The following is a 22,706-nucleotide window of genomic DNA, read 5'->3' on the forward strand; positions in this document are numbered from 1 at the left end:
GAATCTACAAGCCGGTTAATTCGCTTCTGAATTCACCTTCAATGCCACGAGCGTGTAGGAGTTGTTGTTTTTAAAACCCTCATTGAGGGCTTTATTATTCTCTAAAATGTTATAACTCACAGAAAATCACGGGTTTATCGAGGGGGCTGATTTAACCTAGTTTCGACTTTGTGTTTAACCACAAGTCTTAGACAGAGAAAGGATACGAAATTGGGTCATGGTATTGGTATCCAATAACTTCGAAATCATCTACTGTTACCCATGTTTCCAGGTCTTCTAAAGTTTTTATATTTGGATTTATTTTTAGTGTTGGGGAGTCAAATGGTTCACGTTTTAATTGTACATTTTGCATTAGATCTAATTGATCTTCATATATGTGTGCATTAACGATTTTATGATAGGCCTTACCGGGCTTGTGGCCAGTGATTTGAGCCATAATTGCTAAGAAAAAATATACCTGAACCATGTTGAAATTCAGTCCTAATGGAACATCGCAGCTTCTTTGAGTGCTATTGAGGTACAGTGTGTCTCCAAGTAACGAGAAGTGATGACTATACATACATGGGCGCAAACAACCCATATGAAAAGCTCCTGGATGATAAAAAGTATAGATTTCACCGCGATCATCTAAACCAGCTCTTAAGTCGTTGTATATCTTTCTAAGGAGGTCTATGCTACCGCCGTCTGGTTTAGGGAAATTCCGTCCTATTTTTCCGTAAATAAATCCACAATCATCCTCTCCTTTTCTGAAAGGTGAGGAAAGCCAAGCACTATTCTCATTAGCGTTTGCATCCCATGTTTTCGTACCGATGGCTCTAAACTGCGCAGCATTGTCATAGCCGCGAATATAGCCGAGCATTTCAGCAATTGCGGATTTGTAATAGCTTTTTCGAGTGGTTATTAAAGGAAACTTTCCTTCATCAACGTCATAAGTTAAGTCCGCATTAATTAATGTAAGGCATCTTTTGCCTGTACGTTCATTTTGCACCCAAACCCCATTGTCAATAATATTTTTTGCCAAGTCTAAATATTGCTTCATTTGAAAACCTTAAGGGGAAGTTGCTGATTTAAATTAAGAGGCCTATCGCCAGGTTGATCATTATACCAACTCTGGAATTCTCAACATTTACGGCAGAAATTATAGAATCATTATTTCAAATTTGAATAGGAATTATAAGAGTCTATGTTTTGTACAATTTTTATATATTTTGTACAATGATAGTCTGATGAGTTGGTATTGATATGTGTATGTAATGAACACATTCATGGTGGTTAGAATTTCCTCGGCGTGCCGTTTAACATTGCCTCATATGCTTTGTTGACCATGATGGTCGCGCAGGTGTGTGATTTGCAGCTGGGGGATTTTGTGCATACGCTGGGCGATGCCCACATATACAGCAACCATATGGAGCAAGTCAAAGAGCAGCTTGCACGCACACCACGTGCCTTGCCTAACATGCGCATTAACCCGGCAGTTAATGATATTTTTGCCTTTAAGTTTGAAGATTTCACATTGGAAAACTACGATCCTTATCCTGCTATCAAGGCGCCAGTTGCGGTCTAAAGAGGCTGGTGAAGGGCGTGAAATGGTTGATTTAAACCATTTTGTTAATAAGGTGTAATATTTGCAAAACCCCTGTTTGTTTTTGATATCCTTTGCATCGTTGTGAATGTGTCAAGATGCGTCCCTAGCGCAGTCTTGCACGATGAGTTCATGACTTAATCTTAGGAGATCATTATGCAAATCAAAGCGTCATTCATCATTGCCGCTGTATGCGGTGTATTGTCAGCGCCAGCATTCGCTGACCATGAAACTATCAAACCAAAAGCCTACGACAGCCTGGGTAAGTGCGTAAAAGCGGCCTTGTCTGTGCATGATGGCAAAATTGTAAAAGTCGAAGCCAAATCTGAGCGCAAGCAATTGGTATACGAGTTTGATGTGCAGTCCAAAGACGGCACTGCTTGGGATATCGAGTGTAGCGCCAAAACAGGTAAAGTCACAGAAGTAGAGCAAGAAGTGACCGCGGATGACGAGAAATTCAAAGCCTTGGCTAAAGTTTCAGAAGCCGATGCCAAAGCCACAGCTCTGGCGGCGCATGCCGGTAAAGTGGTTGAAGTGGAGTATGAGCTTGAACCAGATGGCAAAGCCTCTTACGAATTTGATATCCTCGAAGCAGACAACGAAGAAGTCAAAGTTGAAGTTGATGCGACAACCGGTAAGATTGTGGAAACCAGCTACGAAGTGTACCAAATCGGTCAAGAGTAATTGGGTTGTGTCTGTCTCTCCGTGAGGCAGATCCAGTCTCAAAGGCAGAATAAAAAAGGCAGCGCAATTGCGTTGCCTTTTTTATTCTGACTAAGATCAATATGCAAGTTTGGGAGTGTCTACCCCGATACCGGCGGATATGCAGTCTGCTGGTATCGGTCCTAGTGATAGCTCACTCCCGGCTTGAACTTAGCATTTCTCATGCCAACTCTATAAATTCAATTTAACTCAATGTTTTAAAAATCTATTTTTAAAGTAAATAGGATTTTTTCCCGAAAATTTGGTGGTTATTAATAGCCGATTTTCGCCTTTGTTTGGTTCCTTTCAACCAATTTGGTGCGTGGCTGATTGCTTAGTGTGCGTTTTTGTTTAAGCCATGGTGCGATGTATTGTGGTCACCAGTTTTTTATACTCACCGCGTTTAATCAGGTCACTTTGCGCCAGCATATTCAAGAGCAGCGGAGATTGTGAATGGGCATCCATTTCATTCAAGAACTTGTCTGTGAATCCTAGATTGCTCGCCACATAGCAAATGTTGAACATCTCGCAAAAGGTACCATACAGGCTGCCGAGTAGCAGGCTGCGTGCGTACTTTGCTGCTAGTGGCGGTTGATGCTCAAGGCCCAGGGGGAGGCGGCTACGCTGGTCATCAATGAGCAGCAGGCCATAATCGGACAATTTTTGTGCAATCAGGGTGTGTTCGGCTTCCAGGTGGTCTGGTGACACAATCTTGCTGCTATCACACCACACTGCGGATACCGGAAAATTGATGCAGTATTTTTCAACCTGATCAATAAACTGCTGAGTCTGGTTACATGCCATTTCAGGCAGTTTCATGACTGGAATACCGTGCTTTTTCAACGCGCGCTCCAACCCGGTCCCGACTTCGGCATCAATTAATACATAACCATGGGCTGCATCCAGATTGCAGAGGATCGCCTGTTGCAGGCCATGCCGCGCGCCACAGGCAATATGTTCCGGCGGCACCAGATAGCGCCGTTCATGTGCTAGCAAATTTGCCAGCAAATGCTTGAGATGATGCAAGCCCGTGACATCGTAATCTGCTTGCCGCAATTTGTGCAGATGCAATGCTGCCCGGCGCAGATGATGAATACTACTTTTTTGGATCAGGCTTTCTATGTTGCTGGTTTCGGTGAGTGGTGCGGGAGATGGCTGGCTCTGGCCCGCCATCACTTTGTCTGCTGAGCTGGCACGCTTGGTGGTCTCGGCCACAAAAGTGCCGCGCTTGGGTTGAGTGTAGATCAGTCCTTGTGCAGAAAGCTCTTCGTACACGCGTGAAACCGTTTTTCGGTTGATCCCCAGGCGTTGCGCAATATCGCGTGAGCTGGGCAAGGGACTACCGCCTAACCAGTCACCTGCTTCTATCATAGACCTGAAGTGATCTATGAGTTGCTGATGTATGGAGGAAGGGGAATCCTTATCTAATACCAGTGAGTAATACCAGGGTCTCAGCACGTCTGCGTTTGCCTTATGTTCAAGAAAAGGGTGCCTGCACATCACATTGGGCACGCTTACCTGAAGGGCACACTAGGACATGGCCTTCCGTTACCAGATGATACAAAAAAAAAGCAATTCAATAAAGTTTTCGGAAAAATTCCCGCTCTGGCCCATGAATAAAACCTCAAACTGGCTGGCTGTCATGGGCGGTTATTTATATTACAGTTACAAGCGCTTAATAAAGTGACATATATCCGTTACAGGATGTTTCAGCTCTGGAAATCCTAGTGCCAGTGGCAACTTAAGCACCGCGCAATTGATGTTAACAATTGCTACCTTGTGATTATCTCGGAGATATAACTATCATGAAAATCAAAACTGCTTTTGGTATTGCTGCCAGCGTTGCGCTTGCCATGCCAATGCTCGCATTCGCTGCTGCTGATCAAGAAGCTGCGATGAAAGATCCCAACAACTGGGCACATCCACGTGGTCAACATAATAACCAAGGCTACAGCGCTTTGGCACAAATCAACAAGGGCAACGTTAAAAACCTGAAAATGGCGTGGACATTCGCGACTGGTGTAAACCGTGGTCACGAAGGCTCTCCAGTCGTTGTTGGCAACATGATGTATATCGTGACTGCTTTCCCAAACAACGTATACGCACTTGACCTGAACGACAACCAGAAAATCGTTTGGACCTATTTTCCTAAACAAGACCCAAGCGTACAAGCAGTATTGTGCTGTGACAACGTGACGCGTGGTCTGGGTTTTGGTGACGGTAAAATCTTCTTGCAACAAAACGACGGCATGCTGGTTGCTTTGGATGCAAAAACCGGTGCTAAAGTTTGGGACGTTAAAAACACTGATCCAAAAGTCGGTGCAACTAACACCAACGCACCACATGTGATCAAAGACAAAGTACTGACCGGTTGCTCAGGTGCTGAGTTCGGCGTACGTTGCTTTATCGCTGCATACAACCTGAAAGACGGTTCTCTGGCATGGAAAGCCTATTCTACAGGTCCTGACGCTGAAACACTGCACGACGCTAACACTAACAAAGACAACCCGCTTTACAACGCACTGTCTGTTTATCAAGACGTGAATGGTGGTAACAAAGAAGGCGGTTCTTTCAAGCGCTTGTCAGCTGACCAAATCAAAGGCGGCGAAAAAGAGTTGGGTACACGTACCTGGTTGAAACCACAAGCGATTAAAGACGGCTGGCAACATGGTGGCGGTTCCGTATGGGGCTGGTGGCCATATGACGCGCGTACAAACCTGGTTTACTACGGTGCGGGCAACCCATCCGTTTGGAACCCAGATGTACGTCCAGGCGACAACAAATGGTCTATGACTGTGACTGCACGTGATCTGGATACTGGTGTTGCTAAGTGGGCAATGCAAATGACACCACACGATGAGTGGGACTACGACGGTGTGAACGAAGTGATCCTGTTCGACAAAGGTGGCAAAACATACGCATGGCACCATGACCGTAACGGTTTTGCTTATACCTGGAACGCACTGACAGGTACTTTAATTGCCGCTGAAAAAGTACATCCATTCGTTAACTGGGCAAATGATGTAGACCTGAAAACAGGTGTGCCAAGCAAAGATGGCCGTTACTCAACACACCAGGATTACAATGCTAAGGGTATCTGCCCAGCAGCTTTGGGGACTAAAGACCAACAGCCAGCAGCCTACTCACCAAAAACCGGTTTGATGTACTCTCCACTGAACCACGTATGTATGACATACGAGCCAGTTGAGTCCAAATACGTTGCTGGTCAACCATGGGTTGGTGCGACACTGACCATGTTTGCTGGTCCAGACGGCGTAATGGGTGGTTTCGGTGCTTACGACCCAATGACCAACAAAAAAGTTTGGTACAACAAAGAGAAGTTCTCTGCGTGGAGTGGTGCACTGACAACGGCTTCAGACATCGTGTTCTACGGTACATTGGATCGTTGGTTCAAGGCGGTTGACGCGAAAACCGGTAAAGAACTGTGGAAATTCCAAGTGGGTTCCGGCGCGATTGGTAACGCATTCACCTACGGTAACAAAGGCAAGCAATACGTGGGTATCTTGTCTGGTATCGGTGGTTGGGCTGGTGTTGCGATGAACTTGGGCATGACGACTGACACAGACGCACTGGGTGCTGCTGGTGGTTACAAAGAGTTGACCAAGTACAACGCTGCGCCTGGCGGCGGTGCATTGAGCGTGTTCGCACTGTAATCAAGCACAGCTTATAACCGATCAAGTCATTGATCGGTTAAACAGACTAAACACCCTGCTTCGGCAGGGTGTTTTTTTGTCTCTCAATACTGAAAAATGAATTAAAAACGGGGGGAGTTAACCGTAGACTTGTACGCTATTTTCGCTACGGATTTGCTGGAATATTTGTAAGCGTTCGGGGGGGATGCTGCCTGCTTGGACAGCCTTCAGAATTGCGCAGTCTGGTTCGTGCGTATGCGTGCAATTATTGAATTTGCAGTGACCAATAAAAGGCCTGAACTCGACAAATGCATATTCAAGCTCGGTCTCATTAATATGATACAGCCCAAACTCCTGCAGGCCTGGCGAGTCAATAATGGCACTGTCCTGATCAAGATGGTAGAGATGGGTGGCTGTCGTGGTGTGTTTGCCACTATCTAGTGTGGTACTGATTTCCTGTGTTTTGCTGCGAGCTTCAGGGAGTAGGCTATTGATAATCGTAGATTTTCCCATGCCGGATTGTCCTACCAGCACGCTGGTATGACCTGCCAGCAACGGTTTGAGCACCTCTACCGATTGCCGTGCATTGAGTTGCAAAGTGAGGTAGCCAAGCGCTGCATATTGCTCCAGCTTTTGTAGGGCTTGCGGGTTAGGCAAGTCACATTTGTTGAGGAGAATCACGGCCCGAATGCCAGCGGCTTCTGCAGCGACCAGGCAACGGTTAAGCAGGTCTTCATAAAAGCTGGGCTGCGTTGCCAGCACAATCAATATCTGGGTGACATTGGCTGCCAGCACTTTGCTTTTATAAGCATTGCTGCGATAGAGCAGGGTGGTCCGTTCTGCAGTTTTCTCGATGACGCCTTCATTGTTGGCGGTGAGGGTCACTGTGACGCGGTCACCTGCCGCATTATCGACTTTTTTGCCACGCGTGACACAGCTAAGAATTCGCCCATCGGGCAATTCTACGTTATAGCGCTTGCCATAGGCAGCGACAATCAGGCCTGGATGCGACATGCTAGAAATGATAGTAGGTGTGATTCAAGTACTGTACCACTTGCTGCTCTTCATCATCGAACCATTTAAGGTTGAGCATGGTATTACAGTTGGTGACTTGAGCTTTTAATCCATTGAAAGAGCGCACTTTGCGGTAGTCACGTGTATAAATGCCGCTACCATCGCCGCCATAGCTGCTGGCATGACAACTGATGCAATGGGTGTCGACCAGTTTTTTTCCTGCTTGCAGCTGGGCTTCAGTTGCGCTTGCATCATGGCTGGCGAGCAATAAAGACCAACTGATCAGCAGGAGCGCTTTCATGCGTACGTTTGTAACTTGGCAATCCGCAGGCTCGCCGGTGGATGCGAGTCATAGAATGCAGAGTGGAGTGGATCCGGCGTCAACGTAGACGCATTGTCACGATACAGCTTGACCAGTGCATCAATCAGAAACTGTGGTCTGGATTGTTGTGCCGCGTAGTGGTCGGCTTCAAACTCATTGGTTCGGGAGTAAGCCGCCATGACTGGACGCAGAATAAACATGAAGACGGGCGAGACCAGCACGAACAACAGCAAAGCCATGTGGTTACTCGGTGCCGAAATCCCCAGCCCTGTAAAGAACCATTCCTGTTTGATCAGGTAACCCAATAACGCCAGTCCTAACAGGCTTAATCCAAACATCATGATAATGCGTTTAATGACATGCTGGTGTTTGAAGTGACCAAGCTCATGGGCCAACACCGCTTCAATTTCATCGGCACTAAGCTTTTCCAGCAAGGTGTCAAAGAACACAACACGTTTGTTTTTGCCAAATCCGGTGAAGTAGGCATTGCCATGACCAGAGCGAGTGGATCCATCCATCACAAACAAGCCTTGGCTGGCAAAGCCGCATTTTTGCAACAGGGCCTCAATACGTGCCTTGAGGGATTGATCCTGCATGGGCGTAAACTTGTTAAACAGTGGCGCAATCCAGATGGGATAGACGGCCAGCATAAACAGATTAAAGGCACTCCAGATCAGCCACAGGTAGAGCCACCATAAATCGCCAGCACCTTGCATGAGCCAGAGCGCGACAAACAAGATTGGTCCGCCTAGCATTAAGCCAACAACGGTGTGTTTAACCAGGTCACTAAAAAACATGCTGCGTGACATCTTGTTAAAGCCAAATTTCTCATCGACTTTAAAAGTCTGAATGTAATCAAACGGCAGGGTGGCTGCACCCGAGATCAACATGGCCGAGCAAATGACCAGTGCACCACGAATGATTTCATGGTCAGGCAGCCATTGTTGCCAGGCCTGATCCAGCAGTTGTAAAACGCCGCCTAGCGTGAGTGCCAGCAAAATCAATGACTCCATGACGGTTTCACTCAAGCGCAGTTTTACCTTGGCGGTCGTATAGTCTGCAGCGCGTTGATGTGCCTCCAGGCTGATTGTTTGACTAAAGGCAGCAGGCACTTGTGCACGATGTTGCTGGATATGGCGAATATGGCGCAAGCCCAGCCAGACACGTACTGCCAAGCTGATTACAATCACAGCGACAAAAATTTGAGTAAATAATCCGGACATAACAGTAATGATGATGAATGATTTCAGTTAGCTATTTTGATGGATTTAACTCCACCTTGTTCACTGAACTGAATATAATGTTTCATTTTAATGGAAATCATGACGAGAGGCACACAATTGGCAACTAATCAGGACAATTTAATCTGGCTGGATATGGAGATGAGCGGTTTACTGCCTGACACGGACCGCATTCTGGAATTAGCTGCCGTCGTCACCGATGCACAATTAAATGTGATTGCAGAGTCCCCTGTGCTGGTCATTCATCAGTCTGACGCGGTACTCGATGGCATGGATGCCTGGAATAAAGGCACGCATGGCCGGAGTGGCTTGATCGATAAGGTCAAGGCATCGACCCTGGATGAAGAAGCAGCAACAGATGCCATGCTGGCATTCTTGAAAGAGCATGTGCCTGCAGGCAAGTCGCCGATGTGTGGCAATTCAATTTGTCAAGACAGGCGCTTTATGGCGCGTTACATGCCACGCCTGGAGTCATTTTTCCATTACCGCAATCTTGATGTAAGCGTGTTTAAAGAGTTATCACGTCGCTGGCGCCCGGATATTTATGCGGGATTTAAAAAAGCCAGCCGTCATGAAGCCCTGGCGGATATTTATGAGTCGATTGATGAGCTTAAGTATTACCGCGAACACTTTTTGAATATGACACCACCTGCGGCCGCTGAATAAGCGACTGAGTCTGAATTCAGGCAAAAAAAAGACGCCTATTCGGCGTCTTGAGGGAGGAGAAGTTAGCTTTGGAGAAGCTTGATTAGTAATAAGCAGCTTCCGTGCCAACTTCTCCTTTTTGTCTCTCTGGCTTTAAAAATCAGGCTTTTGGGCTTGAAAGCACGTTTTGGTACAGTGTTTGATAGTGTTGGGCGCTGGTTTCCCAGCTCACATCCTGTTGCATCGCTTGCCGTTGCAGCTGTTGCCACTGACCAGAATTGGCATAAACCTGCATCGCAGTTTGTAATGTGACCAAAAGTGTCGATGCGTCATTGTCAGCCATGACCCATCCAGTCATCGTGCCGGGAACCCCTTGGGCATTGATTTCGCCGCCATGCACTGAGTCTGCCAGTCCACCAGTATTGGCGACTACGGGAATCGTGCCATATCGCAAGCCATACATCTGGTTCAGCCCGCAGGGCTCAAACCGCGAGGGCATGACGAAAATATCGGTACCGGCCATGATACGGTGCGAGAGTGGCTCGTTATAGCCGATGGTCACGGCCACTTGTCCAGGATAGCGTTGCATTAAACTCAGATACTGCCGTTGCATGCTGGCCTCACCACTGCCAAGCACGGCTAATTGACAGCCGCTGCCAAGCAGTACGTCAGCAATCTCGATCAGCATATCCAGCCCTTTTTGATAGGTGAGGCGACTAACGACCCCCAACAGTGGCGTATCTGCTTGCTGACGCAGTCCTAATTCTGCCTGCAAGGCTTGCTTGATCGCTTGCTTGCCGGATAACGCACTGGCAGTGTAGTGTGCTGGCAAATAAGGGTCTTGTGCGGGATTCCAGATTTCGGTATCGATGCCATTCAAAATCCCGGTTAAATCTGCCGCACGATGCTGCAGCAAGCCTTGAAAACCAAAACCAAACTGATCGGTTTGAATTTCTCGGGCATAGGTTGGGCTGACGGTTGATAAAGCATCGGCGTAAAACAGACCGGATTTCATGAATGAGACCTGGCCATAAAACTCGTAGCCTTCTGCCTGATAGTCCTCAAGGTTGAGGGTTAATCGATAGCGCCAGTCAGCATGAAAGTTGCCTTGGAAGGCCAGGTTGTGGATGCTGAACACGGACTTGGCCTGGCTGCCCATTTGCTTGAGGTAGTAGGGCGTTAATCCAGTTTGCCAGTCATTGCAATGGACGATCTCTGGCTGCCAGGCCTGCAGCATGTTAGGCATCGCCAACATGGCTGCCACTTTTGACAACACCCCAAACCGCAACGGGTTATCTTCCCACTCCCCATGGAGCGGGTGATGGTAAGGGCCGCCATCCCGGTCATAGAGCGCAGGGCAGTCTATGAGCAGCAAGGGGATATTGGTACCTGGTAATAAAGTTTTGTAGAGCTCGCAGCGGATATCATGGAAGGGCTGTAAGCTGCCCAAGTGTTTGGGTGAACTACATTGCGCCAGCATGCCACGATAAGCCGGTAACAGAATTTGAATCTCTGTGTCACTGCTAGCGAGGGCGGTGGGGAGTGCACCACTGACATCTGCCAAACCACCTGTTTTGATTAACGGGAAAACTTCTGAAGTAACGAATAGTAAACGCAAGGCAATCTCTTTAAATCAACGGGCGGTTGAAGCTGAATGTTTTTAAACTTATGATACATTGCCTGTTCACGTTTTAGAAGGATATTCAAATGAAATCATGGCTAGCAGTCGCATTCGGTGCCAGTGTTGGTGCATGGATCAGATGGGGCCTGGCATTGAGCTTGAATCAAGGTGGACTGATCCCGTTCGGCACTTTTCTCGCCAATGCCATTGGGGGCCTGTTAATGGGCATTGCGTTGGGTATCTTGCAGGTGATTCCAACCCTGTCTATGGAGTGGCGCTTGTTGATGACAACCGGTTTTTTGGGCGGGTTAACCACTTTCTCTACCTTTTCGGCAGAAGCTTTCAGCTTGTTACAAAAGCAAAATTACGGTGGAATGTTGCTTTATGTCACCTCGCATGTTGTGGTCTCTATCTTGCTGACAATAGTCGGCTATTGGAGTATCGTGCGTTGGCACTCCAGTTGGTAATGCGGTTGATGCCATAAAAAAAGAGGGCCTGACAGGCCCTCTTTTTTTATCAGACTCAGTTTGATTACTTCTGCGTCTCTACCATGACCAGTCCATCTTCACCGGTGCTGGCTTCGTCTTTTTTCCATTTAGCCGCATTACGTGGCTTTTTGGTTTTCTGGGTGGCTTCAACACCTGTATTCACCACTTCTGCTTTGGTTTCAACCAGTTGAATACCACTGTCCGCCTGGGTTTCTGTAGTTTTTGCCGCGGACGGTTTGCGTTTACGGGCCGGTTTCTTTTTCGCTTCCGCTGGGGCTTCTGTAGCCTCAGTCACGACAGGGGAGGACGTTGCAGCGGTTTCCACCAATTCAATCCCGCTGGTGTCTACTGCCTGATCAGCCTGTTTCGCTTTGGCTTTTCCTGCTGGCTTGCCTGCTCTTGAACGATTGCGCGCAGGTTTTTGTGCCTTGGGCGCTTCAGTCTGATTGTCATCTGCGCTTTGGATGGCGGTGTCTTCAACGGGCGTTTCCACTGTGGCAGCAGGGTTCTCTACGATTGGTGCGGCAGCCACTACTTCTACTGGGCTAACTGCGGCAGTTGTTTCTGTCACCGCAAACGTAGGCACTGTGTCAGCAACAACTGGTGCAGCGGCAAGATTGACGGATGCAGCAGTTTCAGTCACCACACTGTTTTCAGACTCTACAACGTTCTGGTTGGGCGCTTCATCACGGTTACGGCGATCACGGCGGCCATGACGGTTACGGCGGTTGCCGCGCTCACCACGTTCCTGCTTATTGTCGCCTGATTGCGCGGTCAATGCGGGCTGATTGGTCTCTGCTTTGACTTCTTGATTGGCTTGGCGCTCTTGACGTTCTCTCTGCGCAGGTTTTTCCTGTGCCGGACGCTCCTGGCGAGGTTTGCTACCATGCTGCGTTTCCTGTTGCTCTTTGCCTGCACGTTCATTGGCTGGACGCTCATTACGCTCTTGGCCGCGGTCACGCTGACGGTCACGACGGTTACGGTTTTTGTTCCGGTCACGGCCATGCTCTTTGCTTTCGCGCGCTGGTTTTTCAGGTTCTGAGGGCACCACTTCTTTTTCGTCCAGACCAAGCCAGGACTTGATCACGCCAAAGAATGACTTTTTCTGCTCAGTCACTTGTACCGGCGCAGGCGCAGGTTTCTCTTCTACAATCGGGGCCGATGTCGCAGGCGTAATGCCTTTGACTAAAGCTTCTGCTTTGGCAGGGGCTGCAGCCTGTTCCAGGCGATGCTGGTAATCAGACTCGCTTGGCAAGTCCACCATCTTGTAGCTGGCTTGCGTGGTTTCTTCGTTCACATCATCATGGCGGATACGCAAGATGTTGTAATTTGGCGTTTCCATATGGATGTTAGGAATCAGGATCACTTCCACGCCGGTGCGTTGCTCAATCTTGTGGATGTCGGCACGTTTTTCATTGAGCAGGAAAGTGGCGGCTTCAACCGGCAACTGTACCTGAATGATGGCGCTGTTGTCCTTCATGGCCTCTTCCTGCGTGATGCGCAGGATATGCAAGGCCGTGGATTCGATACCGCGGATATGACCGGTACCGTTACAACGAGGACAGGTCATGTGGTTGGTTTCGCCCAGGCTAGGACGCAGGCGCTGGCGGGACATTTCCAACAGGCCAAAGCGTGAAATCTTGCCCATTTGCACGCGTGCGCGGTCGTGATGCAAGGCGTCGCGCAGGGCGTTCTCGACATCACGCTGGTTGCGCTGGTTTTCCATGTCAATAAAGTCAATGACCACCAGGCCACCCAGGTCACGCAGACGCATCTGACGTGCCACTTCTTCGGCCGCTTCAAGGTTGGTATTAAACGCGGTTTGTTCAATATCTGCGCCTTTGATGGAGCGGCCAGAGTTGACGTCGATGGACACCAGTGCTTCGGTGTGGTCGATCACGATGGCGCCACCGGAAGGCAGACGTACTTCACGCGCAAACGCAGATTCGATCTGATGTTCGATCTGGAAGCGGGAGAACAGCGGAATTTCGTCCTGATACAGTTTGACGCGGGTCACATTGCCTGGCATCACGTGGTTCATGAACTGCAAGGCTTGCTCGTGTACGTCAGCGGTATCAATCAGGATCTCGCCGATATCAGCACTGAAGTAGTCACGGATGGCGCGGATCACCAGGCTGCTTTCCTGGTAAATCAGGTAAGCGCCAGGCTGGAAATTGGAGGCATCTTCAATCGCTTGCCACAATTGGGTCAGGTAATTCAAATCCCATTGCAGCTCTTCTGCATTGCGGCCAATGCCAGCGGTGCGGGCAATGATGCTCATGCCGTTAGGCACTTCCAGTTGCGCCATGGTGTCGCGCAACTCATTGCGATCTTCACCCTCCACGCGACGCGAGACACCGCCTCCGCGTGGATTGTTGGGCATCAAGACCAGGTAACGGCCAGCCAGCGAGATAAAGGTAGTCAGCGCAGCGCCTTTGCTGCCGCGCTCGTCTTTGTCTACCTGCACAATGACTTCCTGACCTTCTTTGATCACGTCCTGAATACGGGCTCGTCCTTGATCCGGTTTTTCCTGGAAGTAACTGCGGGCAATTTCCTTGAACGGCAAAAAGCCGTGTCTGTCAGTGCCGTAGTCGACAAATGCGGCTTCGAGAGACGGTTCAATACGGGTGATCACCCCTTTGTAGATATTACTTTTGCGCTGTTCTTTACCAGCGTGTTCAATATCCAGATCGATGAGTTTTTGTCCATCGACGATCGCAACGCGCAATTCTTCTGATTGCGTTGCGTTAAACAACATTCTTTTCATGCAGGGCTCCTAGACGAAGCCACAGAATAGAGATGTGCGCAGGGCGGGCCGTGGTCGTAAACAACCACCAGAACTTAACGAAGTGACCAAGATGTCACCGGGGATGTGCAATGGCTTTTGCGAGGTGCGCTACAAGATTGTCAGCGCAGCAGGCAGGCATCAATATGCACTTGAGTGCAGCCAACACTGAATGTGGCTGAAGACTCGGTTTCTGCAAGGGGCAGTGTGTGCGTGGCAGGAGTGTGTGACCTGTATTGTCCAGCGCGATAGACTGCAAAAATAAAACCCTAAACAGAGGGCAATTTCGTTAAAATTCGGGTTGGCTAACGCCGAGCTCATTTCTTTGGTTATTCTGCGTGAGCTTCGCGTTAAAACATTTCTAATTAATTATCGCTACTTGATGGCGAGCGGTATTCACCAAAATTTTTTTGATTCTGAATGCATTGACGAGACCCAAAATCTGGCGAGTCCGGATATCAGGGCTCTCAGGTCAGAGATGAAAACAGTTTGTCATCTCGAAATCGGCATGGCAATGTTGTCGCTTTTGCCGGTAAACCATTGATTCAGAATCTCGACAGTATATCCATAAGTCCTGATAAAGCAAAGCACGACCTGCAACTATGAGCTCACAATTACGATCATCCACATCCGCGACGGCCGCAATGGCTTCCAGCCTCGATTCCGAGCTCAGGCCCGCCAGTGATCGCGTCACATTCTTGATGGTGGACGAGGCGTCTGAAACACAGCGGGTAGATAACTTTCTGACCAAGGTGCTCAAAGGCGTGCCTAAGAGCCATATTTACCGGATTTTGCGCAGTGGCGAAGTCCGCGTCAATAAGAAGCGCGTTGATGCGGAATACCGATTGCAAATGGGCGATGAAGTGCGCGTGCCGCCCATTCGCCTTGCGGAAGCGGCAGCCAAGCCTGCCGCTCCAACGGTCAAGGCCAAGTTGGCCGAGCAAGTGATTTATGAGGATGATGCTATGCTGGCACTGAATAAACCGGCCGGGATGGCGGTCCATGGTGGCAGTGGTATCAGTCTGGGCGTGATTGAGCAATTGCGCCTGGAGCGGCCGCAAGCCAAATTTCTCGAGCTGGTGCACCGTCTGGACCGTGAAACCTCTGGCGTATTGATGATTGCCAAAAAACGCTCGGCTTTGACTGCCTTGCACGAAGCCATGCGCCATCATCATATGGATAAACGCTATTTAATCCTGGTGCAGGGGCAGTGGACAGAGGCGAAAAAGAAAGTCACCCTGGATTTGCAGAAATACGTGACAGAAAGTGGTGAGCGCAGGGTGCAAGTCGTGGATGAACCTTTGCTCAATCACGAAGCGGGCGGCAGAAAGTCACTCAAGGCAAGTGGCTTGACCGCCAAGCGACATGCGGCCAAAGGCAAGTTTGAGGTGGAAACGCAAATCTCTGAAACCTGGTTTTACCTGCAATCCGTGTTGGGACAGTACAGTTTTTTACAAGCCAAATTAATCACCGGACGTACGCACCAGTTGCGGGTGCAGTTGTCTCATTTGGGCTTCCCGATTCTGGGTGACGATAAATATGGTGACTTTGCCTTGAACAAGCAATTAAGCAAGCAGGGCTTGAAACGCATGTTTTTGCATTCCAGCGAGACGCGGATTGCCCATCCGCTGACGGGAGAGCCCTTGCATTTGGTGGCACCGTTGCCGGCAGAATTAGAAAGCTTTTTGCAACAACAACGTCAACTTCAGGCCGTAAAATAAAGTTGGTCGTGTGTTCTGGCCGCATCAATGTTGAGTTTTAAAGAAAGTTTGCTGAGTGAAGAAGTCTGATTTAGTGAAACAGTTTGATTTAATTGTCTGGGATTGGGATGGCACCATTGCAGATTCTACCGGTTTGATTTCTCAGGCGCTGATTAAGGCCGCAGAACAGGCAGGCCTACCCGGCCTGACCGAAGCACGTGCGCGTAGCATTATCGGCCTGGGACTGCGCGAATCCATAGAAGTACTGTTTGGTGATATTCCAGAGTTTCAGGCACAGGCCCTGGTCTCCAATTACAACCGTAACTATTACAACAATGAAAACAATATTGTATTGTTTGAAGGCATTGCCGAAACGATTATTGCCATCGACCGCAAAGGTTGCAAGCAGGCGGTCGCGACAGGCAAAGGGCGGCGTGGCTTAAATACTGCTTTGCAACAATCGGGCCTGGCCAGGTGCTTTAATGCCACCAAAACCGTGGATGAGTGTTTTTCGAAACCGCATCCGCAAATGCTGGATGCGCTCATGGACGAACTGGTGGTGATGCCAGAGCGTACCTTGATGATAGGCGACTCACAATATGATATGCAAATGGGCAAAAACGCAGGGGTGATCACGGCTGCGGTCAGTTATGGGTCGCAAACAGCTGAGCATTTACAGCAGTATTCCCCGGATTACCTGTTTCATGATGTGGCAACATTAAGCGCCTGGTTATTGGAGCAGACATGAGCCTGAACGCCGTCACTTTTGACAGTGCCGCCTTGCCTGAAAAAGGCGATGGGTTACGCTTTGATATCCCGGCGCTCGGTCCGCATGCCACCGGCTTTGTCGTCCGCTTTGAGGGCAAGCCCTATGCGTATGTTAATCGCTGTGCGCATGTGCCGGTGGAGCTGGACTGGGAGCATGGTAAATTTTTTAACATGACACAAGAGTGGTTGATCTGTGCGACGCATGGAGCCATGTACGCGCCAGAAACCGGCTATTGTGTGGTGGGGCCATGCCAGGGCAAGCGCCTGTCATCCATCCCTGTTACTGAAGCCGATGGCATGATCACGGTCCATCTCGATCAGTTTTAGTGATGAGGATTCGTCCGTGTGACAGCCTCTTAAATAGCCAACGGCGAGCACACAAATATTGCTAGAATAGCTAAAAATTAATAGACGAAAGTTGAATGATGCAAGAAAACCATACGCCATCCTCAGACACACAACCCAGCCCTGCCTCGCAGGATTGGGCTTTGCGCACGGTAGAAAAAATTGCACTGGCCGGATTGCAGGAGCAAAAAACAGCCAGACGCTGGTCTGTGTTGTTCAAGTCGCTGACGTTTATCTATCTGTTCTTCCTGCTCATGATGTTGTTGGGCTGGGTTGGGCAAAGCAAAAGCACCTCTATTGCACACACTGCGCTGATCGACATTTCCGGCGTGATTGAGGCCGGTGGCCAAGTCAATGCCGATGCGGTGATCAGCAGCCTCAATGATGCTTACGACAACAAGGGCACCAAGGGTATTATCTTGCGTATCAACAGTCCAGGTGGCAGTCCGGTACAAGCAGGCATCATCAATGATGAAATCCACCGTCAGCGCAAATTGCACCCGGAAATTCCTGTCTATGCCGTGGTTGAAGATATCTGCGCTTCGGGAGGCTATTACATTGCCGTCGCAGCGGACAAAATATTTGTCGATAAAGCCAGTATCGTTGGCTCTATCGGCGTGCTGATGGATGGCTACGGCTTTACTGAAGCCATGAAAAAAGTGGGGGTAGAGCGCCGTTTGATGACTGCCGGCGAAAACAAAGGCATGCTGGATCCATTCTCACCGGTCAATCCAAAGCAGCAGGCGTTTGCGCAAAGCATGCTCAATCAAATCCACCAGCAATTTATCACCGTGGTGCGTGAAGGCCGCGGTAGCCGCCTCAAGGAAGATGCAGACACCTTTAGTGGCCTGTTCTGGAACGGCGAAGAAAGTATCAAGCTGGGTCTGGCGGATGCGCAAGGCAGCGCAGAATACGTCGCCCGTGAAGTGATCAAGCAGGCTGAAATCGTTGATTTCACCTACCAGGAGACGGTTGTGGATCGCTTTGCCAAGAAGTTGGGGGCCAGCATGGCACAAGAGCTGGGCGTGAGCGCAAAAAATCTGTTGCCCACCTTGCGATAAACCTTTGAAAGGGATGCAAAGGGACCGCAAGGTCCCTTTTTTTGTTTGCCGTATGACTGAAGAACTCCCATGACACAACCATCCCGTTTCCATATTCGTCCAATCGCTGGTGAAGATCATGCCGAGTGGTCAGCCTTGTATGCTGACTACGCCAGGTTTTATGCTGTGAATCAGTCTGTCGCCAAGCGGGAACAGGTCTGGCAGTGCTTACACCAGCCGTCTCCCGCCATATTTGCTTTGGTGGCAGTAGATGCGCAGGGGCGCCTGATTGGATTTGCACATTATCGTGCTTTTGTTAGACCCTTGGCGGCGAGCATGGGCGGTTATCTCGATGATTTGTTTGTAGCATCCGCGGTCAGAGGGCAGGGTGTTGGCACCGCTTTGATCAAGGCAGTGGTGCAGATTGGACAACTGCAGGGATGGTCGGTGATCCGTTGGGTGGCTGCTGAGGATAACCAGCTGGCATGTGCCTGCGATGATAAGCTGGCAAGGCATACAAGGCTGGCAAACCTATGAAATCAGCTTGAAATAAGTCTGATTTCAAGTTGAGCACTCAAGAGGCGTGCTGCCTGTGCGTGTAAGCTTGACCGCGCAGGATGGAATAAAGTAAAAGCCCATCCTGAGCGCCCAAGCAATTATTTTTTGGTTTTATTTTGCTCGTTGCGCGCTTTCAGCTTGGCGCGCATTTCATTTTTACGTCTACGCATGGTGACCAGGCCTTCGCCTTTTTTGCGCTCGTCTTCTCTATCAAACGGGTTTTCACCCTGATGGTATTGCACGCGTAGCGGTGTGCCTACCAATTGAAAGGCTTTACGGAACACCCCTTCGAGAAAACGCGTATAGCTCGCTTTGACGCCATCAATGTGGTTGCCGTGTACCACCACAATCGGTGGGTTGCTGCCGCCCTGGTGTGCATAGCGCAGTTTGGGGCGAATACCACGGCTGATGGGTGGTTGATGCTGGGTGGTGGCCTCGCCAAGCACACGCGTCAGTTGTGGCGTGGCTAACTTGGCCATGGCCGCCTTAAAGGCAACATCAACTGAGTCCAGTAACTCATTCAGGCCTTTTTTACGCAGCGCCGAGATATAGTGGAATTTGGCAAAGTCGAGGAATTGCAGTTTACGGTCGATTTCGCGTTTGATCCATTCTCGCTCATCATCCTGCAAGCCATCCCATTTGTTAATGGCGACGACCAGAGCACGTCCGGCATCGACAATATAGGCCGCAACGTGTGCATCCTGCTCGGTAATGCCCTCTTGGGCATCCACCACCAAAATAGCCACGTTGGCGTCTTCAATCGCTTGCATGGTTTTGATCACGGAGAATTTTTCAACCGCTTCAAAGACCTTGCCGCGCTTGCGTACGCCCGCAGTGTCAATAATCGTATAGTGCTTGCCGTTCTTTTCGAGCGCGATTTCAATCGAGTCGCGAGTCGTGCCTGGCTGGTCAAAGGCAATCACGCGGTCTTCTCCCAGCAGCGCATTCACCAGTGTCGATTTGCCTACGTTAGGGCGGCCAACAATTGCAATGCGGGGATTGTCCGGATTCACAGGCTCGGAAGCTTCGATTTCCTTATCGGCGATGGTTTCCAGCGCCAGTTCAATCAAGTCTCTGACCCCTTCGCCATGCGCGGAAGAGATGGACAGGGGTTCACCCATGCCCAGTTCATGAAAGTCAGCGCTGACGATGGCTTTGCGCATGCCTTCGGTTTTGTTCACTGCCAGCAGCACCGGCCGCTGGGCCTTGCGCAAGGTTTGCGCAATGGTAAATTCTTGCGGTGTCAGGCCTGCACGGGCGTCGACCAGGAAAATAATGACATCGGCTTCATCAATGGCAAGCAAGGTTTGCTTGGCCATTTCTTTCAAGATACCCGTATCTGCGGTGGGCTCAAAGCCGCCGGTATCAATGACCAGATAGGGCTGGCTGGCGCCCAGGCCTCGGCCGTAGTGCCGGTCACGCGTGAGACCAGGCAAATCGGCGACCAGCGCATCTCGCGATTTGGTCAAACGATTGAATAAAGTAGATTTGCCGACATTGGGTCGGCCAACAAGCACGATGGTAGGTAGCATTATTTATATGTCACTGCGTAAAGGTGACCGTCACGCGATTGTGCAAGAAACTGGTTGGCATTGGTGCCTGCGATCAATGCCATAAGGGGTTTGGAACCTAATTGCAGACGACCAACAAAGCTGCCGTCATCCTGGCTCAGTAAATGGACATAGCCTTCCAGGTCACCAACAGCCACAATATTGCTGAGTGGCAGAGGCACGGTCAGGTTACGGTAGCCCAGGTTGCCCTGGCGCCAAAAGGTTTTGCCATTGCTGGCATCCAGTGAGTAGACTGAGCCGATGGTGTGGCTCAGGTACACTTTGTTATTCTCTGCGGTCAGGCCGACATAGCTTGAAATATCGCGGCTCCACACCACTTGTCCACGCTGACGGTCAACCGCGGCGACTTTGCCCTGATAAGCTACCACATACACCAGCGGGCCATCGACAAACGGCAGGCTGGTGATGTCGGCAATCCGTTCGATTTCGGTCACGCCTTTGGGTTGGGCAACCGTTGCTTCCCAAATCAGTTTGCCATTGTCGGCACGAATCGCCACCAGTTTCCCGCCAGGGAAGCCTGCATAAATGGCGCCGCCATCCACGACGATGCCCGCATGCGTTTTGAGCGAGAGGGAAGGGGTGGCACGTTCATAAGACCATTTGCGTCGGCCATCCGCCGCATCAATGCCGTAAATGTGGTGATCGGTGGTACGCACAATCACCGTACCATCATAATAGCGCGGGGAGCCTTGTATTTCACTGGAGAGCACGGCGCTCCACAGCTTTCTGCCATTCAAGTTGAGTGCATAGACGTGGCCTTTGCTGGTCCCGACCAATACCAGGCCACCGCCCAGTCCTGCGCCACTGCTGATGGGCTCGCCTAATTCTGTTTGCCACAGCGTTTTGCCATTTTCTGCAGAAAGCTGCATGACGCTGCCTTCAGCATTGACGGCATATACCATGTTATCAGCCAGGACGGGCACGTAGCTGAAACGGCCTGCCTCGCCCACATCGGTGGACCACTGTACGCGTGTCTCGTAAGAGGATTTGATTTCCTCAAGCTCTACAGGCGGGTTGGCAGGCTCGGCGCCAAAAATACTTTCACTTAAATTGGTTTTAACATCGTTGAATGCCGTACACGCAGTCAAACTGCTCCCGATGAAACACAGGGCAACCAGTGTCCATTGTTTGAGACGGTGAGACGGGACAGGCATGGCGGCAACATTCAACTTCATCAGCAATTATCCTAAAGCATCCAGCTTTTGCTGGGTCAGGTAAAACAATTTTCCTTCAGGATCAAGCGCTTGCAATGCTTTGGTATAGGCTTGTTTCGCTTCTTTTTCCTGTTTTTTCGCCATCAGGATATCGCCAAGCAAACTGTTTTTAATGCCATCAAAGCCTGGGTCATTGATGCCTTCCAAGGTTTTCTTGGCATCGTCCAGTGCATTGCGCTCAATTTGCAAGCCGGCAATTTCAATGGCGGCCATCTGTTTAATGGCGGGTTCTTTTGCTTCAGCCATCGCCCAGCGCAATTGCTTTTCAGCGGCTTCGGACTGCTTGGCTTCATGCAATGCGCGCGCTGCAAACAGGGCGGCACGGCCTGCATAAGGGGTCATGCTGTAGTCTTGCTCAATGGCTTGGGCTTCTTTGCTAATTTGCTCGGCTTTTTTGCTATCAACATCCAGCAATGAGCTGCTGATCAAGGTCTGATAGGCGGTAGAGGCGGCAGTGGCCTTGCTATTCATGTAAGACTGGTATCCTTGCCAGCCGCCATAGACGACGACCGCTGCAATCACCAGGCGGGTGACCAGTTTACCGTTTTTGTTCCACCAGGCTTTAAACTCGTCTAGTTGTTCCTGTTCTTCCAAATCGTATGCCATTGAATTTCCTGCGTATTCTTGTATTAGGATCTTAATTATGCGGCAGCCCCGCGCAGGCCTTGACCAGGAATTGCGCTGAGCAGCTGTTGGGTATATTTTTGTTGGGGAGCATTATAAATGGTTTCTACGCTTCCTTGCTCAATTACTTTGCCTTTTTGCATGACCAGAACATCATCGGCAATATGTCTGACCACGCGTAAATCATGCGTGATAAACAGGTAACTGAGCCCCATTTCTTGTTGCAGTTGCTTGAGTAATAGGAGGATTTGCGCCTGCACTGATACATCTAGCGCCGACACCGGCTCATCGCAGATGACCAGCTTGGGCTGCAGAATCAGGGCACGCGCGATGCCGATACGCTGGCGTTGGCCGCCTGAAAACTGGTGCGGATATTTGCTGGCATCTTCAGCTTTTAGCCCGACTTTTTCCAGCATCTCAAAGACGCTGTTTTGTTGTTGTTTTTTATCGCCGACGCCATGGATCACCAGGCCCTCGGCAATGATTTCACCCACACGCATTCTAGGGTTGAGTGAAGCAAATGGGTCCTGAAACACCATTTGCATATGGCGGCGTGCATGACGCAGGCTGCTTTGGTCTAGCGCGAGAAAGTCCTGACCATCGAACAGCACCTGGCCTTGGTCTAGCGGCAACAGGCGCAAAATGCCGCGAGCCAGTGTCGATTTTCCGCTGCCAGATTCGCCGACCACAGCCAGCGTACTGCCGCGTTTGAGTTGCAGGCTGACATCGTCGAGGGCATGTATGGTCTGGGTATTCAGCCCGAGCGTGCCGGTCCGCTGACGGTAACTTTTGCTTAGATGATGGGCTTGTAACAGGAAATCCGTCATATCGAC

Annotated in this window: 20 protein-coding genes and 1 pseudogene; 10 read left to right on the forward strand and 11 right to left on the reverse strand. The window is 49.9% G+C overall.

Annotation, left to right across the window (positions count from 1 at the left end; genetic code table 11):
- Nucleotides 1-187: 187 nt before the first annotated feature.
- The gene (locus ACFQ1T_RS09370) at nt 188-1,039 is read right to left on the reverse strand and encodes a thymidylate synthase (protein ID WP_194741784.1); all 852 of its coding nucleotides are present in this window, start codon (nt 1,037-1,039) and stop codon (nt 188-190) included.
- Between the two features lie 240 nt (nt 1,040-1,279).
- Here ACFQ1T_RS09370 and thyA point away from each other — a divergent pair.
- Together thyA and ACFQ1T_RS09380 are read left to right on the forward strand one after the other, a co-directional pair.
- Nucleotides 1,280-1,564 (forward strand): annotated as a pseudogene (thyA, locus tag ACFQ1T_RS09375) (thymidylate synthase); the annotation flags it as partial.
- 174 nt (nt 1,565-1,738) lie between these two features.
- Entirely contained in the window at nt 1,739-2,266 is a 528-nt protein-coding gene (locus tag ACFQ1T_RS09380) for a PepSY domain-containing protein (RefSeq protein ID WP_194747819.1), read from the forward strand.
- A gap of 369 nt (nt 2,267-2,635) precedes the next feature.
- On the opposite strand, the gene ACFQ1T_RS09385 is transcribed toward ACFQ1T_RS09380, so the two are convergent.
- Nucleotides 2,636-3,742 carry a GntR family transcriptional regulator gene (locus tag ACFQ1T_RS09385; RefSeq protein ID WP_338654398.1) on the reverse strand — a complete coding sequence of 369 codons (1,107 nt, stop codon included), beginning with the start codon at nt 3,740-3,742 and terminating at the stop codon, nt 2,636-2,638.
- 347 nt (nt 3,743-4,089) lie between these two features.
- Between ACFQ1T_RS09385 and ACFQ1T_RS09390 the strand changes: the two genes are divergently transcribed.
- Nucleotides 4,090-5,958: a PQQ-dependent dehydrogenase, methanol/ethanol family gene (locus tag ACFQ1T_RS09390; RefSeq protein ID WP_305076186.1), complete on the forward strand. Its 1,869-nt coding sequence runs from the start codon at nt 4,090-4,092 to the stop codon at nt 5,956-5,958.
- Nucleotides 5,959-6,075: 117 nt separating this feature from the next.
- Here the strand turns inward: ACFQ1T_RS09390 and rsgA are convergent, their stop codons facing one another.
- From rsgA to ACFQ1T_RS09405, 3 genes are read right to left on the reverse strand one after another with little or no spacing between them, the layout of a single operon-like run.
- Nucleotides 6,076-6,951: a ribosome small subunit-dependent GTPase A gene (gene rsgA, locus ACFQ1T_RS09395; protein WP_379075926.1), complete on the reverse strand. Its 876-nt coding sequence runs from the start codon at nt 6,949-6,951 to the stop codon at nt 6,076-6,078.
- Nucleotide 6,952: 1 nt separating this feature from the next.
- The gene (locus tag ACFQ1T_RS09400; protein WP_194747813.1) at nt 6,953-7,252 is read right to left on the reverse strand and encodes a c-type cytochrome; all 300 of its coding nucleotides are present in this window, start codon (nt 7,250-7,252) and stop codon (nt 6,953-6,955) included.
- Complete coding sequence (locus tag ACFQ1T_RS09405; protein ID WP_275355496.1) at nt 7,249-8,496, reverse strand: M48 family metallopeptidase; 1,248 nt, start codon at nt 8,494-8,496, stop codon at nt 7,249-7,251. Before ACFQ1T_RS09405 ends, ACFQ1T_RS09400 begins: the two co-directional genes overlap by 4 nt.
- 99 nt (nt 8,497-8,595) lie before the next feature.
- Here ACFQ1T_RS09405 and orn point away from each other — a divergent pair, with 99 nt between their 5' ends.
- Nucleotides 8,596-9,180, forward strand: coding sequence for an oligoribonuclease (gene orn / locus ACFQ1T_RS09410; RefSeq protein WP_275355495.1), 585 nt, complete (start codon nt 8,596-8,598; stop codon nt 9,178-9,180).
- 139 nt (nt 9,181-9,319) lie between these two features.
- Here orn and glgA read toward each other — a convergent pair whose 3' ends face one another.
- Nucleotides 9,320-10,777 carry a glycogen synthase GlgA gene (gene glgA / locus ACFQ1T_RS09415; RefSeq protein ID WP_379075931.1) on the reverse strand — a complete coding sequence of 486 codons (1,458 nt, stop codon included), beginning with the start codon at nt 10,775-10,777 and terminating at the stop codon, nt 9,320-9,322.
- Nucleotides 10,778-10,866: 89 nt separating this feature from the next.
- Between glgA and crcB the strand changes: the two genes are divergently transcribed.
- Nucleotides 10,867-11,247: a fluoride efflux transporter CrcB gene (gene crcB, locus ACFQ1T_RS09420; protein ID WP_379075934.1), complete on the forward strand. Its 381-nt coding sequence runs from the start codon at nt 10,867-10,869 to the stop codon at nt 11,245-11,247.
- A gap of 64 nt (nt 11,248-11,311) precedes the next feature.
- Here the strand turns inward: crcB and ACFQ1T_RS09425 are convergent, their stop codons facing one another.
- On the reverse strand, nt 11,312-14,035 hold the full coding sequence (locus tag ACFQ1T_RS09425; RefSeq protein WP_379075937.1) for an Rne/Rng family ribonuclease: 2,724 nt from the start codon (nt 14,033-14,035) through the stop codon (nt 11,312-11,314).
- Between the two features lie 662 nt (nt 14,036-14,697).
- Here ACFQ1T_RS09425 and ACFQ1T_RS09430 point away from each other — a divergent pair.
- The 5 genes from ACFQ1T_RS09430 to ACFQ1T_RS09450 all read left to right on the forward strand — a co-directional run bounded on the left by ACFQ1T_RS09430 (nt 14,698) and on the right by ACFQ1T_RS09450 (nt 18,443).
- Complete coding sequence (locus tag ACFQ1T_RS09430) at nt 14,698-15,774, forward strand: pseudouridine synthase (RefSeq protein ID WP_379076917.1); 1,077 nt, start codon at nt 14,698-14,700, stop codon at nt 15,772-15,774.
- A gap of 73 nt (nt 15,775-15,847) precedes the next feature.
- The gene (locus ACFQ1T_RS09435; RefSeq protein WP_194748440.1) at nt 15,848-16,501 is read left to right on the forward strand and encodes an HAD family hydrolase; all 654 of its coding nucleotides are present in this window, start codon (nt 15,848-15,850) and stop codon (nt 16,499-16,501) included.
- Complete coding sequence (locus ACFQ1T_RS09440) at nt 16,498-16,848, forward strand: Rieske (2Fe-2S) protein (RefSeq protein WP_313987870.1); 351 nt, start codon at nt 16,498-16,500, stop codon at nt 16,846-16,848. The genes ACFQ1T_RS09435 and ACFQ1T_RS09440 overlap by 4 nt, the downstream gene beginning before the upstream one ends.
- A gap of 98 nt (nt 16,849-16,946) precedes the next feature.
- Entirely contained in the window at nt 16,947-17,927 is a 981-nt protein-coding gene (locus ACFQ1T_RS09445; protein ID WP_194748439.1) for a S49 family peptidase, read from the forward strand.
- Between the two features lie 69 nt (nt 17,928-17,996).
- Nucleotides 17,997-18,443, forward strand: coding sequence for a GNAT family N-acetyltransferase (locus tag ACFQ1T_RS09450; protein WP_379075941.1), 447 nt, complete (start codon nt 17,997-17,999; stop codon nt 18,441-18,443).
- Between the two features lie 119 nt (nt 18,444-18,562).
- Here ACFQ1T_RS09450 and der read toward each other — a convergent pair whose 3' ends face one another.
- The 4 genes from der to ACFQ1T_RS09470 are packed head-to-tail and all read right to left on the reverse strand — an operon-like array spanning nt 18,563 to nt 22,700.
- Nucleotides 18,563-19,996 (reverse strand): ribosome biogenesis GTPase Der, encoded by a 1,434-nt coding sequence (gene der / locus ACFQ1T_RS09455; RefSeq protein WP_379075944.1) that lies wholly within the window; start codon nt 19,994-19,996, stop codon nt 18,563-18,565.
- Nucleotides 19,996-21,210, reverse strand: coding sequence for an outer membrane protein assembly factor BamB (gene bamB / locus ACFQ1T_RS09460; RefSeq protein ID WP_379075947.1), 1,215 nt, complete (start codon nt 21,208-21,210; stop codon nt 19,996-19,998). Before bamB ends, der begins: the two co-directional genes overlap by 1 nt.
- A gap of 6 nt (nt 21,211-21,216) precedes the next feature.
- Nucleotides 21,217-21,855 (reverse strand): YfgM family protein, encoded by a 639-nt coding sequence (locus tag ACFQ1T_RS09465; protein WP_194747799.1) that lies wholly within the window; start codon nt 21,853-21,855, stop codon nt 21,217-21,219.
- 35 nt (nt 21,856-21,890) lie between these two features.
- A complete protein-coding gene (locus tag ACFQ1T_RS09470; RefSeq protein WP_379075951.1) occupies nt 21,891-22,700 on the reverse strand; it encodes an ATP-binding cassette domain-containing protein in 810 nt (269 codons plus the stop codon).
- Nucleotides 22,701-22,706 lie beyond the last annotated feature (6 nt).

The sequence above is a fragment of the Methylophilus glucosoxydans genome (genome assembly GCF_042676145.1).
Classification (GTDB): Bacteria; Pseudomonadota; Gammaproteobacteria; order Burkholderiales; family Methylophilaceae; genus Methylophilus; species Methylophilus glucosoxydans.

Bases quoted from the DNA above. Each gene is read 5' to 3' on its own strand.
- ACFQ1T_RS09450 (WP_379075941.1), top strand. From the start codon at position 17,997: ATGACACAACCATCCCGTTTCCATATTCGTCCAATCGCTGGTGAAGAT.
- ACFQ1T_RS09380 (WP_194747819.1), top strand. From the start codon at position 1,739: ATGCAAATCAAAGCGTCATTCATCATTGCCGCTGTATGCGGTGTATTG.
- crcB (WP_379075934.1), top strand. From the start codon at position 10,867: ATGAAATCATGGCTAGCAGTCGCATTCGGTGCCAGTGTTGGTGCATGG.
- orn (WP_275355495.1), top strand. From the start codon at position 8,596: ATGACGAGAGGCACACAATTGGCAACTAATCAGGACAATTTAATCTGG.
- der (WP_379075944.1), bottom strand. From the start codon at position 19,996: ATGCTACCTACCATCGTGCTTGTTGGCCGACCCAATGTCGGCAAATCT.
- ACFQ1T_RS09425 (WP_379075937.1), bottom strand. From the start codon at position 14,035: ATGAAAAGAATGTTGTTTAACGCAACGCAATCAGAAGAATTGCGCGTT.
- ACFQ1T_RS09440 (WP_313987870.1), top strand. From the start codon at position 16,498: ATGAGCCTGAACGCCGTCACTTTTGACAGTGCCGCCTTGCCTGAAAAA.
- ACFQ1T_RS09445 (WP_194748439.1), top strand. From the start codon at position 16,947: ATGCAAGAAAACCATACGCCATCCTCAGACACACAACCCAGCCCTGCC.
- ACFQ1T_RS09370 (WP_194741784.1), bottom strand. From the start codon at position 1,039: ATGAAGCAATATTTAGACTTGGCAAAAAATATTATTGACAATGGGGTT.
- ACFQ1T_RS09465 (WP_194747799.1), bottom strand. From the start codon at position 21,855: ATGGCATACGATTTGGAAGAACAGGAACAACTAGACGAGTTTAAAGCC.
- rsgA (WP_379075926.1), bottom strand. From the start codon at position 6,951: ATGTCGCATCCAGGCCTGATTGTCGCTGCCTATGGCAAGCGCTATAAC.
- ACFQ1T_RS09430 (WP_379076917.1), top strand. From the start codon at position 14,698: ATGGCTTCCAGCCTCGATTCCGAGCTCAGGCCCGCCAGTGATCGCGTC.
- ACFQ1T_RS09470 (WP_379075951.1), bottom strand. From the start codon at position 22,700: ATGACGGATTTCCTGTTACAAGCCCATCATCTAAGCAAAAGTTACCGT.
- ACFQ1T_RS09390 (WP_305076186.1), top strand. From the start codon at position 4,090: ATGAAAATCAAAACTGCTTTTGGTATTGCTGCCAGCGTTGCGCTTGCC.
- bamB (WP_379075947.1), bottom strand. From the start codon at position 21,210: ATGAAGTTGAATGTTGCCGCCATGCCTGTCCCGTCTCACCGTCTCAAA.
- ACFQ1T_RS09405 (WP_275355496.1), bottom strand. From the start codon at position 8,496: ATGTCCGGATTATTTACTCAAATTTTTGTCGCTGTGATTGTAATCAGC.
- ACFQ1T_RS09400 (WP_194747813.1), bottom strand. From the start codon at position 7,252: ATGAAAGCGCTCCTGCTGATCAGTTGGTCTTTATTGCTCGCCAGCCAT.